This is a genomic window from Micromonospora sp. CA-246542 (assembly GCF_050942905.1).
GTDB lineage: Bacteria > Actinomycetota > Actinomycetes > Mycobacteriales > Micromonosporaceae > Micromonospora.
Map to the genome: position 1 here is coordinate 6,731,814 of NZ_CP192040.1, position 11,907 is coordinate 6,743,720.

The 11,907-nt window shown below is 73.3% G+C and carries 13 protein-coding genes; 7 read left to right on the top strand and 6 right to left on the bottom strand.

Features of this window, described 5'->3' with window-relative positions:
- The first annotated feature begins 26 nt into the window (after window positions 1-26).
- From mycP to ACQP0N_RS31360, 3 genes are read left to right on the top strand one after another with little or no spacing between them, the layout of a single operon-like run.
- Window positions 27-1,358, top strand: a complete 1,332-nt coding sequence (gene mycP, locus ACQP0N_RS31350) for a type VII secretion-associated serine protease mycosin (RefSeq protein WP_433116139.1) — start codon at window positions 27-29, stop codon at window positions 1,356-1,358.
- Window positions 1,359-1,410: 52 nt separating this feature from the next.
- A complete protein-coding gene (locus ACQP0N_RS31355) occupies window positions 1,411-2,202 on the top strand; it encodes a phosphatase PAP2 family protein (protein WP_357392925.1) in 792 nt (263 codons plus the stop codon).
- Window positions 2,203-2,239: 37 nt separating this feature from the next.
- On the top strand, window positions 2,240-2,935 hold the full coding sequence (locus tag ACQP0N_RS31360) for a phosphatase PAP2 family protein (RefSeq protein ID WP_433116141.1): 696 nt from the start codon (window positions 2,240-2,242) through the stop codon (window positions 2,933-2,935).
- A gap of 13 nt (window positions 2,936-2,948) precedes the next feature.
- Here ACQP0N_RS31360 and ACQP0N_RS31365 read toward each other — a convergent pair whose 3' ends face one another.
- From ACQP0N_RS31365 to ACQP0N_RS31390, 6 genes are all read right to left on the bottom strand, one after another.
- Entirely contained in the window at window positions 2,949-4,127 is a 1,179-nt protein-coding gene (locus tag ACQP0N_RS31365; RefSeq protein WP_357132813.1) for a MarP family serine protease, read from the bottom strand.
- A gap of 64 nt (window positions 4,128-4,191) precedes the next feature.
- Window positions 4,192-4,884, bottom strand: a complete 693-nt coding sequence (locus ACQP0N_RS31370; protein ID WP_355052513.1) for an NUDIX hydrolase — start codon at window positions 4,882-4,884, stop codon at window positions 4,192-4,194.
- The gene (locus ACQP0N_RS31375) at window positions 4,881-5,522 is read right to left on the bottom strand and encodes a TlpA family protein disulfide reductase (protein ID WP_433121889.1); all 642 of its coding nucleotides are present in this window, start codon (window positions 5,520-5,522) and stop codon (window positions 4,881-4,883) included. The genes ACQP0N_RS31370 and ACQP0N_RS31375 overlap by 4 nt, the downstream gene beginning before the upstream one ends.
- A gap of 5 nt (window positions 5,523-5,527) precedes the next feature.
- The gene (gene nth, locus ACQP0N_RS31380; RefSeq protein ID WP_357132816.1) at window positions 5,528-6,316 is read right to left on the bottom strand and encodes an endonuclease III; all 789 of its coding nucleotides are present in this window, start codon (window positions 6,314-6,316) and stop codon (window positions 5,528-5,530) included.
- A gap of 40 nt (window positions 6,317-6,356) precedes the next feature.
- Complete coding sequence (locus ACQP0N_RS31385) at window positions 6,357-7,535, bottom strand: CapA family protein (RefSeq protein ID WP_433116144.1); 1,179 nt, start codon at window positions 7,533-7,535, stop codon at window positions 6,357-6,359.
- 56 nt (window positions 7,536-7,591) lie between these two features.
- A complete protein-coding gene (locus tag ACQP0N_RS31390) occupies window positions 7,592-8,254 on the bottom strand; it encodes an adenosylcobinamide amidohydrolase (protein ID WP_433116146.1) in 663 nt (220 codons plus the stop codon).
- Window positions 8,255-8,397: 143 nt separating this feature from the next.
- On the opposite strand from ACQP0N_RS31390, the gene ACQP0N_RS31395 reads away from it, so the two are divergent.
- The 4 genes from ACQP0N_RS31395 to ACQP0N_RS31410 all read left to right on the top strand — a co-directional run bounded on the left by ACQP0N_RS31395 (window position 8,398) and on the right by ACQP0N_RS31410 (window position 11,868).
- Window positions 8,398-9,075 (top strand): Crp/Fnr family transcriptional regulator, encoded by a 678-nt coding sequence (locus tag ACQP0N_RS31395; protein ID WP_007466162.1) that lies wholly within the window; start codon window positions 8,398-8,400, stop codon window positions 9,073-9,075.
- A 110-nt stretch (window positions 9,076-9,185) separates the two neighbouring features.
- Entirely contained in the window at window positions 9,186-9,929 is a 744-nt protein-coding gene (locus ACQP0N_RS31400) for a metallophosphoesterase family protein (protein ID WP_433116148.1), read from the top strand.
- A 499-nt stretch (window positions 9,930-10,428) separates the two neighbouring features.
- Window positions 10,429-11,034, top strand: a complete 606-nt coding sequence (locus ACQP0N_RS31405; RefSeq protein ID WP_433116150.1) for a TetR/AcrR family transcriptional regulator — start codon at window positions 10,429-10,431, stop codon at window positions 11,032-11,034.
- A gap of 36 nt (window positions 11,035-11,070) precedes the next feature.
- On the top strand, window positions 11,071-11,868 hold the full coding sequence (locus ACQP0N_RS31410) for a TIGR03084 family metal-binding protein (RefSeq protein ID WP_433116153.1): 798 nt from the start codon (window positions 11,071-11,073) through the stop codon (window positions 11,866-11,868).
- Window positions 11,869-11,907 lie beyond the last annotated feature (39 nt).

Below are 11,907 nucleotides of genomic sequence, written 5' to 3' on the forward strand. Positions count from 1 at the left end.
CGATCGTCATGGTTCCGTCGGGATGAATGGCAGTGGATGTGACTGGGGTTCGGCACAGCGCTCCGGCGGTGGCCCGGCGGGCCGGCCGGGCGCTGCTCGGCATGGCGGCGCTGGCCGCTGTCGCGGTTCCGAGCGCCGCACCCGTCGCCGCGCCGAGCGGCGGTGGGCAACTCGCCGGCGCTCCGGCCGCGTTCGCCCCCAGTGACAGCGTCTCCCGCACCGACCAGGTTCGTGACGAGCAGTGGCAGCTCGACGAGCTGAGGGCCGACACGGCCTGGCGCACCTCGACCGGTCGGGGAGTGACCGTCGCCGTGGTCGACTCCGGCGTGGACGCGAACCATCCCGACCTGGCCGGTCAGGTGCTGCCCGGGCTCGACCTGGTCGGACCGGCCGGCGGCGCCGGTCCGGATCCGGTGGGCCACGGCACCACGGTCGCCGGCCTGATCGCCGGGCGCAACGACGACAAGCGGGGTGTGGTCGGCCTGGCACCGGAGGCCCGGATCCTTCCGGTACGCGTGCTGGACGAACGCAACAAGTACGACGACGCGCTGATCGTCGCCAAGGGCGTCCGGTGGGCGGTCGACCACGGCGCCCGGGTGATCAACCTGTCGCTGGGCGGCAGTGGCGACAGCCCGGCCCTGGCCGCGGCTCTGGACTACGCGTTCGCCCGCGACGTGGTGGTGGTGGCCTGCACCGGCAACCTGGCCACGTCGACCGACTCCAAGCCCTGGTACCCGTCTCGCGAGCCGGGCGTCATCGCGGTCGCCGGGTTGGAGCGCAACAGCGACAACCTGTGGTCCGGGTCGATCACCGGTCGGGCGACGGTGCTCACCGCTCCGGCCACCGGCCTGGTCGGCGCCCGCCCGACCGACGGGTACTGGCGGGTGCAGGGCACCAGCTTCGCCGCGCCGCTGGTGGCCGCCACCGCCGCGCTGGTCCGGTCCCGCTACCCGGACATGCCCGCCGGCCAGGTGGTCAACCGGCTCGTGGTCACCGCCCGGGACATCGGCCCGACCGGCCGGGACGACCGGTTCGGGTACGGGGTGGTCGACCCGGTGGCCGCGCTGACGGCGGATGTCCCGCGCGTCGCCGCCAACCCGTTGGACGATCAGACCTCGCCCGGCGTGGTCGGCTTCGGGCCGGCGCCCGGCTCGGGCGACGACGACCCGGTGAGCGGCGCCGGCAGCGACCCGCTCGGTTTCACCGCTCCCCGGCAGCAGACGGGGTGGACGGCACGACCGGCGGGCGTGCCGGCCGAATCCGCGCCGGAGCGACTGTGGACCGGCGCCGTGCTCTTCGCCGCTCTGGTCACCGGCGCGGCGCTGATGGTGCGCCGGTTCCGCCAGCGCGCTCGCTGAACGACGCACCGGGCAGGCCTGATTGCCCGGCGGGTGGGGTAGAACCGACCGCATGAGTACGCCCGCCACCCGTACCCTCGCCACCGACCGACGCCCGTCCTGGGGGCGGCGTCGCCTCGACCCGGACCACTCGTTGGGGTTGCGGCTGACCCTGGCGGCGACGGCGGCGTTCCTGGTGCTGGTGCCGTTCGCCCTGCTGGCGCTGCTGGTGCTCGGAGCGTGGGCGCCGCTGCACCGGCTGGACTCGACGGTCACCGACGCGCTGCACGAGCACGCGGTGGACCATCCGGCCTGGGTCGTGCTGATGCGGGTGTGGAGCGAGGTGTTCGCGCCGATGCCGCTGCGGGTCGTCGTGCTGCTGGTGGTGATCTGGCTGGTGCGCCGACAGGCCCGCCGGTTGGCCCTCTGGGCGACCACCACCATGGTCGTCGGCGGATTGATGGGGCCGCTGCTCAAGCTGCTCGTCGGCCGGGACCGACCGGAACTGCTCGACCCGGTGGCGCGGGCCGCCGGCTACTCGTTCCCCTCCGGGCACGCGCTGAACGCCACCCTGGCCGCCGGCGTGCTGCTGCTGGTGTTTCTGCCGTACGTCCGGCGCGGGGCCGCGCAGGTCGCGCTCTGGGTCGCCGCGTTGCTGGTCACGCTGGTGACCGGGCTGAGCAGGGTGGTGCTCGGCGTGCACTTCGCCAGCGACGTGCTCGGCGGTTGGCTGCTCGGGGTGGCGGTGGTCGCGGCGACCACCGCCGCGTTCACCAGTTGGCGGGCGCACACGGGCCTCCGGCCGGTGCGGCCGACCCGTGACGGCGTCGCGCCGGAGGTCGAGCGGCAGCCCGACGCGACCTGAGGCGTGACGAGGACGCCGACCGGGTATTGGCCGGCTCATGTCCGACACCGTGGTCCAGATCGTCCGGCGGGTCCTGCTGCCGGTGTCCCTCCTGTTCGGCGTCATGGTGCTGCTCGGGGTACTGGTCACCCGGGTGTTGAACCGAAGCTGGCCGTTCACCGTCGAGGACGCGGTCAACCGGGAGCTCGCCGGTGACCGCACCGGCGGCTGGAACGACGTCTCGCTGGTGTTCAGCACCCTCGCCAGCACTCAGATGATCGTCGTGGTCACCGTGCTGGTGGCGCTGGCGCTGCGGCTCTGGCTGAAGCGCTGGCGGGAGCCCCTGTTCCTGTGCGCGGCCGTGACCGCCCAGGCGCTGGTGTTCCTGCTGACCACGATGGTGATCGACCGGCAACGGCCCGCGGTGGAGCACATGGACACCTCACCGCCCACGTCGAGCTTCCCGTCCGGGCACACCTCGGCGGCGGTCGCGCTCTATGTCGGCATCGCGGTGCTGATGGCCCTGCGGGCGCGCAGCACCGGCGCGAAGGTCGCCTGGTGGACGCTGCTGCTGATGGTGCCGGTGGGCGTGGCGCTGACCCGCATGTACCGGGGGATGCACCACCCGAGCGACGTGACGGCTTCCTTCCTCAACGGCGGCACCTGCGTCGCGATCATGGCGCGGGCGATCCTGGACCGGGGACTGCGCTGGGGACGCGCGAAGCTGCCGCTCGCCGAGCCTGCTCGCACCTGATCCGGTACGGCGCTCAGGTGCACTCGCCGGTGGCGACGGCCCGGTTGCGCTCGGCACCGGCCAATGCCACCGGGCGGGCCTCGGCGGCGGTCACCGCGAAGCCGGTGTTGGGGTCGTCGGCCGCCGCCGCGAAGATGACACCGAGCACCAGGCCGTTGGCCGACAGCAGCGGACCGCCGGAGTTGCCGCTGCGCACCAGGGCCCGAATCGTGTAGATCTCCCGGGTGACGTCCCCGGAGGAGTAGATGTCCGGGCCCTTGATCCGGTCGACGTCACGGACCCGGGCCGACTGCGCGTTGTACGGGCCGTCGAGCGGGAAGCCGAGCACGATGGCGTCCGAGCCGCTGCCCGCGTTGCCGGCGGCGAACCGCAGCGACGGGCCGGGAAGCCCCGGCACCAGCAGCACGGCCAGGTCCCGGTTGGGGTCGTACACCACCACCTGGCCGTCGTACCGCTCGCCGCCCAGCTCCACTGCCACCGAACGGGTGCCGGCGACCACGTGGGCGTTGGTCATGACCCGGTCGTCGGCGTACACGAAGCCGGAGCCCTCGATCCGACGCGAGCAGCTCGGCGCGGAGCCGAGCACCTTGACCACCGAACGCTGACCGTTGACCACCACCTGGGAGCCCGCGAGCGCCGGGTCGGGCGGCTCGACCTGCCGGGCCCGGGTGGGCGCGAGGCCACCGAAGACGTCCGGGAAACCGTCGGTGTCGACGGTGTCCTCCAACGCGGTCGAGAGCCGGTGTGCCTCCTCCGGCAGGATCCCGTTCACCACGCTGATCAACGCGCTGTTGCGTACCGAGGCGGCGAGCCAGGGCACCGACGACGATCCGAGTGGTACGGCGACCAGCCAGGCCAGCAGGAGCACCGCGAACAGGGAGACGAAGGCCCCACCGACGTCGTCGATGCGCCGACCCACGTCGCTGGTGATCGTCTTGCGCAGGTGCGAGCCGAGCCAGCCGGCGAGCGCCTGTCCGATCACCGCCAATCCGAAGATCGCCACCAGTGAGATCAGCACCCGGGTGCCGGCGTCGACGAACTGCCGGGCGAACAGCGGCCCTAGTTGCAGGCCGAGCAGGAGACCCAGGAAGAAGCCGGACAGCGAGGTGATGCCGATGACAAAACCCTGACGGTATCCGCTGATCGCGAACACGAGCATGAGCAGCAGCAGGACGAGATCCACGACGGACACGGGGTCCAGCGTACGGGCACCGCGCCCACCGGATGACCATCGCTTGCGGAAGGTGACCGGGTGGTCAGCGCAGGGCGGTCTCGTCGACCTCGTCGGTGCCGGCCGACGGCGCGGGAGTGGCGCCCGTGGGCGGCAGGTCGACGAGCCGGCCGGGCGACCACGGGCGGGCCCAGCCGCCCATCTCGAGCAGGGCCGCCAACACCCCGGCGGTGAAGCCCCAGACGAGCATGCCGCGCGACGAGAACGCCGGCCCCACCCAGCCGCTCGGGTGACGGACCCGCAGCCGGTTCGCCGGGTCGACCAGCTCGCGGATCGGCAGTCGTGCCACGTGGGCCACCTCGGCGGGTTCCCGGGGATGCACCGGATGCGGGTCGTGCCACCAGGCCAGCACCGGGGTGACCACGAAGTCGCTGACCGGAATCCACAGCTTCGGCAGCTCGGCCAGCACGGTCACGCTGGCCGGGTCGAGACCGACCTCCTCGTTGGCCTCGCGGAGCGCGGTGGCCCGGGCGTCGGCGTCCTCCGGGTCGGCCGCGCCGCCGGGGAAGGCCGGCTGGCCGGCATGGTTACGCAGGGTTGCGGCCCGTTGCAGGATCAGCACGTCCGGTCCGGTGTCGGGCTGCTCGCCGAGCAGCACCAGCACGGCGCTCTCCCGGCCACCCTCGGCGGGGGTGGTGAGGCGGGTGAAGTCCTCGACGCGGGCCGTGCCCAGTCGGCTCAGCAGCGGGTCGATCCAGCCGGGAGGTCGACGGGTCACGCCGCCACGCCCAGGTGCTGGCGTACCAGCGTGGTGAGCGAGGCGTCGTCGAGGGCTCCGGTGGCGTCGATGTGCCGGATCCGACCCCCCGCGTCGACGAAGAGGGTCAACGGGAAGGCGTTGCGCCTCAGTTCCCGTTGCAGCGCGTCACCCTGGTCGACGAGGATCGGAAACCGTACGCCGAAGTCCTCGCCGATGGACTGGGCGCCGCTCCGGCTGTCGCGGGTGTTGACACCGACCACCTGGAGCCGGCCGGTGGTCCGCTCGCTGAGCCGCTGGAAGGCCGGCAGTTCCTTGCGGCACGGCCCGCACCAGGACGCCCACACGTTGATCACGGCTGGCCCGGCCACGTCCCGCAGCGCGACCGGCGCACCGCCGGTGAAGCAGGCCAGGGTCAGCGCCGGCAACTCCTGCCCGCCCGCCGCCGCAGCGGTTGCGGCCGGCGGGGTGGAGACAGCCCCGGGGCTGGGTGTCGGTGCCGCATTCAACGTGCCGCAGTCGCGGAAGGGCGACGGTCGTTCGGCGGCGGCCGACTTGGATGCGGGGTCGTCGGCCGGGGTGGCGGTGCAGCCGCCGACGAACAGCGTCAGCGGCACGGCGAGTAGGGCGAGCCGCCGGGTGGCCGCACCCGTGAGCAGGCGGTTCACGGCACCTCCGCGGCGACCGCCTGCGGCGGCACCAGATCCGGGTCGACCCCGGCCGCCACGGCCAGGTCACGCGCCCGGGGGCCCTTGAGCAGCTTGGCGGCGGCGGCCGGCTCGGTCGGGCCCGTGCCGTACGAGGGGCAGAGCTTCGCGAGCGTGCACGCCCCGCAGGCCGGTTTGCGGGCGTGGCAGACCCGCCGCCCGTGGAAGATGATCCGGTGCGACAGCATCGTCCAGTCGCGCTTGGGGTACAGCGCGCCGATCGCGTGCTCGATCTTGACCGGGTCGGTCTCGGTGGTCAGCCGCCACCGGTGCACCAGCCGCTGGAAGTGGGTGTCGACGGTGATACCGGGCACGTCGAAGGCGTTGCCGAGGATGACGTTGGCGGTCTTACGGCCGATCCCGGGGAGCGTCACCAGGTCGGCGAGCCGGCCGGGAACCTGGCCGTCGTACCTGTCGACGAGGGCCTGCCCGAGCTTGAGCAGCGAGTCGGTCTTGTTGCGGTAGAACCCGGTGGGCCGGATCAGCTCCTCCATCTCGCCCCGGTCGGCACCGGCGTACGCCGCAGCGTCCGGGTAGCGGGCGAAGAGCTTCGGGGTGACCTCGTTGACCTTCTTGTCCGTGCACTGGGCGGACAGGATGGTGGCGACGGACAGCTCCAGCGCGTTGGAATGGTCCAGCTCGCAGTGCGCGTCGGGGTGCGTCTCGGTCAGCACCCGGCCGATCTTGCGGGCGCGGCGGGTGCGCCCGAGGTCGGTCTCGCTGGCGCCGGGAGGGCTACTGGTCACGACGGTCAGCCTACGTCGCGCCCCGGACGTTCCTCCCGGGTCAACCGCCGGTCGGCGCGGTGATCCTGCCCTGCCCGTCGAGCCGGGCCCCGCTGCGGGGGAAGTCGGTACGGCTCAGCTCGGCGACGAGCCCCCGGCCCCGGTCGTCCGGGTCCATCGTCGGCTTGCCGGCCGAGTTCATGTACGTCGAGGTGAACGAGCCGCCGCTCCAGCTCCCGTCGGGCTTGAGCGACACCTTCAGCACACCTCCCCAGCCGAGCCGGCCGGCGTTGCTCAGCGAGTTGCCGCCGCCGGCGAAGTTGCCCAGGCTGTACGCGATCAGCCGCCCCTTGTAGAACTCCATGCCCCGCAGCACGTGCGGCCCGTGCCCGACGATCAGGTCCGCGCCCGCGTCGATCATGGCGTGGGAGAACTTGACCGGATCGCCCCGGTTCTCGCCCAGGAACAGCTCGGTGCCCGGCTTCACCCGGGTCTTGTCCGCTCCCTCGCCACCCATGTGCACCTGCACCACGACCAGATCGGCGAGGGTGGCCGCCTTCGCGACCACCGTCTTGGCCTTGGCGATGTCGACCAGGCTGTTGGACCAGACGTACGAGGAGAAGCCGGCCACGGCGACCTTGACGCCCTTGACGTCGACCACGGTGATCTCGTCCGGCGCGCCGGTGTGCTCCAGGTCGTACTTCTCGAGCGCCTTCTGCGTGTTCTGGTAGCCCTTCGGCCCGTAGTCGTAACCGTGGTTGTTGGCCTGGTTGAGCACCCGGAACCCGGCGTCGCGCAGGTGCGCCGCGTACTCGGGCGGCGCACGGAACTGGAAGCAGCGGGTGGAGTTGGCCCCGCACTTGCCGGTGCCGGTGTCCACCGTCAGCGGCTCCTCCAGGTTGCCCATGACCAGGTCGGCCTTGAGCGCCCCGGTGACCGAGTCGAAGAATCCCTTCCCACCGGCGGCAGGCAGCCGGCCGGGCGCGTTGCCCATGATGATGTCGCCGGTCGCGGAGAGCGAGATGGCGCCGCCCCCGCTGGCGGCCGTCGCGCCTCCGCTGGCCTTCGGGCCGGCCGTGTTCAGCGGCGCGCCCGTGCCACCGCCACCGGCGCCGGGCTGCCACACCGGGGCGTCCGCGCTGTCGGCGCAGCCGGCGACGAGCAGGGCGGCCAGGAGCGCCGCGAGGCCGACGGCGACGCGGCGGAACGGGCGGGACGCGGAAGGGGCGGTAGCGTACATCGCCCGCGACCCTACCGACCTCGGAACGCGCCGACGAGGGCCGATCGGTCGGAAGTTCAGCCGGGCAGCCGGTCTGACCAGGGCACGACCGGCCGTTCACCGCCCGCGCGCACGGCGGCGTGGACGGCTCGGGCCAACGGGGCGCCCCACGTCGAGCGTGGCCCCCCGTACGCGGCCTCCGGCCCGTCCACCGGGCAGAGCACGGTGACCGCGTCGGTGGGGGTGCCCGTCCCCGGCAGTCCCAGCTCTCCGATCGCCTGGGTCTTCGCCTCGGTGGCGGTGGCGACGGCGTTGACCAGCGCCGAGTCGGCGAGCCGGGCCGGCACGTACACCACGATGTTGACCGTGCCCACCCGCTGCGTGAGCGCTCCCGCGGCCGGCGCGGCGGCGGGCACCGGCGTACCGAGCCCGACGGTCGCCCACGCCCGCACCCCGGTGTCCGTCCGGGCCACCACCTCGGTCACGTCGACGCCGGTCAGCAGACCCACCCCGGGCCCGTCCAGGGCCAGGTCCGCGGCGAGCGCGGTGAGGTGGGCGGCGGGGTCGTCCCGGTCGTACGACATCGACACGGTCGCGTTCAGCACCCAGTGTCGGACGCCGACGCCACCACCGAGCGGGCCGCTGCTGACCGCCCGCAGGGGCCCGTCGGCCCGCCAGACGAGCAGCGGTACGTTTCGCCCGTCCTCGACGCGGCTGGTCAGAATCGGGTCCCTCAGCACGTCGGGCAGGTTACGCCCACCGATCAAGATTCCAGGGGCGACCTCTGATTCGTGCTCACGTGCGCCTAGACTTGGCGGCGCGCGAGGGGATCAGCGGACGGCGGCCCCGGCCGACGGACGGCACGCGCAACCGGAGGTGCGCAATGGACGAGGTACTGGCCCGCAGCGGGATCTTCCAGGGTGTCGACCCGGAAGCTGCCGAGGCGCTCGCCAAGGAGATGGAGACGATCGAGGTCCGCAAGGGCGAGATCGTCTTCAATGAGGGCGAGCCCGGTGACAGCCTCTACATCCTGCTGTCCGGGAAGATCAAGGTCGGCCGCCGGGCGGCGGACGGCCGGCAGAACCTGATCGCGGTGATGGGCCCGTCGGACATGGTCGGCGAGCTGTCGCTCTTCGACCCGGGCCCGCGTACGGCGACCGCCACCGCGGTGACCGACACCCGGCTGGTACGGCTGCGCAAGCAGGCGCTGCGGCCGTGGCTCAACAACCGCCCGGAGATCGCCGAGCAGCTGCTCCGCGTACTCGCCCGGCGGCTGCGCCGGACCAACGACTCGCTCGCCGACCTGATCTTCACGGACGTGCCGGGCCGGGTGGCGAAGAACCTGCTCCAGATGGCCGGCCGCTTCGGCACCCGCGACGGCGGCGTCCTGCGCGTGACCCACGACCTCACCCAGGAGGAGATCGCCCAGCTCGTCGGCGCCTCCCGGGAGACGGTCAACAAGGCGCTTGCCGACTTCGCCTCGCGCGGCTGGCTGCGGTTGGACGGCAAGAGCATCATCATCCTGGACCCGGAGCGTCTGGCCCGCCGCGCCCGCGTCTGAGACATCGGTACGTCCCCGCCTTCCGTCACCGACGGCAAGGCGGGGACGTATTTGTCTGCCCGGCGCAGAATCGCTGGTTCGGGACGGCTGGCGGGGTGAAGTGTGGGGCCATGTTGAACCGGGTCGCCGTGCTCTCCGACATCCATGGTGTGCTGCCCGCGCTGGAGGCGGTGCTGGCCGAGCCGGACGTCGCCGGGGCCGACCTCATCGTGCTGACCGGTGACATCGCGGCCGGTCCGCAGCCGGTCGAGGTGCTGGACGTGCTCGCCGGGCTCGGTGACCGGGCCTGCTGGGTGGGCGGCAACTGCGAACGTGAGCTGGTCGAGGCGCGTGCGGGCCGACCCGCCTCGATCGAGGTGTCGAACTGGGCCGCCGGCCAGCTTCGGGACGATCAGGTATCCCGGCTGGCCGCGCTGCCCGCGACCGTGACGCTGGAGATCGACGGCCTGGGCCCGACCCTGTTCTGCCACGCGACGCCCCGCGACGACGAGGAGATGGTGCTCGTCGACTCCCGGATGGAACGCTGGGCGGAGGTGTTCGCCGGCCTGCCGGCCGAGGTCTCCACGGTCGTCTGCGGTCACACCCACATGCCCTTCACCCGGCTGGTCGACCGACGGCTGGTCGTCAACCCGGGCAGCGTCGGCATGCCGTACGGGGGCGCGGGCGCGTGGTGGGCCCTGCTCGGGCCGGGCGTCCAGCTCCGCCGTACCGCCTTCGACGTGGACGCGGCCTGCGCCCGCGTGGCAGCCGAGTCGGCCTTCCCCGACGCCGCGTCCTGGGCCGACGAGTACCTGCGCTCCCAACACAGCGACGCCGACGCGCTCGCCGTCTTCGGCCCCGGCGACGGCCGCTGAACCGCGCGGATCCGACGCTCTGGACCACCCGGCCCCGGCCCCGCGGCGCAGGGCCGGACGAGAGTGGCGGCCGTGCCCGAAGGTGGCCAAGGATCTGGTGGCGGCCGCGCCCGAAGGTGGCCAAGGATCTGGTGGCGCGCAGGACCCGGAGTAGGTGGTTGAGTCCTGTCGAGCTGCCCTGAATCTGGGGCAGGCGATTCGAGGCGACTCGCCGCCCCATTCCTGGGGCAGCTCGACAGGGCGCGCGGAGAGCGGACAGGCCCGAGGAGAGCGGCGGGGCCGCAGGACAGGGCCCGAGGAGCGGTGGGGCCCGAGGAGGGCGGGACAGGGCCCGAGGAGAGCGGTGGGGCCGCCCGACAGGCCGCGAGAACACCGGGTGAGAGCAGCCCCGACAGACCGCTCGCACCCGCGGGGGGAGCGGCTCCGGGCAACCGCTCCTCGCCCTGTGCCACAAAAAGTCAGTCTTGACTGTTTGTTTCTCAGGCCACAGGCTGTTCGCATGCCTCCCGCATCGACACGTGTCCCCCAGCAGGAGCGCAGTCGCGTCACCCGGGCGCGCCTGCTGGAGGCCACCGTCGACTGCCTCATCGAGCACGGCTGGTCGGGCACCACGACCACCGTCGTGGCCGCCCGGGCCGGCGTCTCGCGGGGTGCCCAGTTGCACCACTACCCCACGAAGGCCGCGCTGGTCACGGCCGCCGTGGCGCACCTGGCCGAACGCCGCGCCGACGAGCTGCGCACCGAGGCCGAGGCGTTGCCCGCCGGCCCGCAGCGACTGGACCGGGTGATCGATCTACTCGGGGTGGCCTTCACCGGGCCGCTCTTCGTCGCCGCGCTCGAACTGTGGGTGGCGGCCCGCACCGACCGCGAGCTTCGCGACGCTCTCGTGCCGTTGGAGGCGACGGTCGGCCGGGAGATGCACCGGCTCACCGTCGCGCTGCTCGGGGTCGACGAGCGTCGACCCGGCGTCCGCGAGGCGGTGCAGGCCACCCTCGACCTGATGCGCGGGCTCGGCGTGGCCAACCTGCTCAGCGACGACTCGGCCCGTCGTACCGCCCTGCTCGTCACCTGGAAACGTCAGCTCGCCACCCTGCTCACGCCCTGACCCCGCCCACCGGGGCCCGCACCGACCGGAGGCACCATGGTCGACCTCAGTGACCTGCTCGCGGATCTGACCGACGAGTGCGCCGACCTGGACGCGCTGGTCGCGCCGCTGTCCGTGGCCGACTGGGCCCGCCCGACCCCGGCGGCCGGCTGGACCATCGCGCACCAGATCGCCCACCTGGCCTGGACCGACCACGTGGCGCTGCTGGCCGCCACCGACGCCGACGCGTTCTACGCGACGGTGACCGGCGCTCCGGACGTGACCCGGCTGGTGGACGCCGGGGTCGACGAGTTCCTGGCACCCCCCGCCGACCTGCTGGCCCGCTGGCGGGCCGGCCGGGGCGCGCTCGTCGACGCACTGGCCGCCGTTCCGGCCGGCGAGAAACTGCCCTGGTACGGCACCCGGATGTCGGCCACCTCGATGGCGACCGCCCGGATGATGGAGACGTGGGCGCACGGTGAGGACGTGGCCGACGCCCTCGGTGTCGCCCGTCCGGCCACCGACCGCCTCCGCCACGTGGCGCACCTCGGTGTGCGTACCCTCGCCCATGGTTTCGTCGCCCACGGCCGGGAGGCGCCGACGATGCCGGTCCGGGTCGAGCTGGCCGCGCCCGGCGGCGACACCTGGGCCTGGGGGCCGGCGGACGCCGCCGACCGGGTGAGCGGTCCGGCCCGGGACTTCTGTCTCCTGGTCACCCAGCGCCGGCACCGGGCGGATCTCGCCCTACGGCCCACCGGCCCGGTCGCCGACGAATGGCTCGACGTGGCCCAGGCCTTCGCCGGACCGCCGGGCGACGGCCGGACGCCAGCGAGCGGGGACGGGGTACGCCCGTGATCCGTATCGGCAACGCCTCCGGCTTCTACGGTGACCGGT

Bases quoted from the DNA above. Each gene is read 5' to 3' on its own strand.
- ACQP0N_RS31360 (WP_433116141.1), top strand. From the start codon at position 2,240: ATGTCCGACACCGTGGTCCAGATCGTCCGGCGGGTCCTGCTGCCGGTG.
- ACQP0N_RS31400 (WP_433116148.1), top strand. From the start codon at position 9,186: ATGTTGAACCGGGTCGCCGTGCTCTCCGACATCCATGGTGTGCTGCCC.
- mycP (WP_433116139.1), top strand. From the start codon at position 27: ATGGCAGTGGATGTGACTGGGGTTCGGCACAGCGCTCCGGCGGTGGCC.
- ACQP0N_RS31355 (WP_357392925.1), top strand. From the start codon at position 1,411: ATGAGTACGCCCGCCACCCGTACCCTCGCCACCGACCGACGCCCGTCC.
- ACQP0N_RS31385 (WP_433116144.1), bottom strand. From the start codon at position 7,535: ATGTACGCTACCGCCCCTTCCGCGTCCCGCCCGTTCCGCCGCGTCGCC.
- ACQP0N_RS31410 (WP_433116153.1), top strand. From the start codon at position 11,071: ATGGTCGACCTCAGTGACCTGCTCGCGGATCTGACCGACGAGTGCGCC.
- ACQP0N_RS31395 (WP_007466162.1), top strand. From the start codon at position 8,398: ATGGACGAGGTACTGGCCCGCAGCGGGATCTTCCAGGGTGTCGACCCG.
- ACQP0N_RS31405 (WP_433116150.1), top strand. From the start codon at position 10,429: ATGCCTCCCGCATCGACACGTGTCCCCCAGCAGGAGCGCAGTCGCGTC.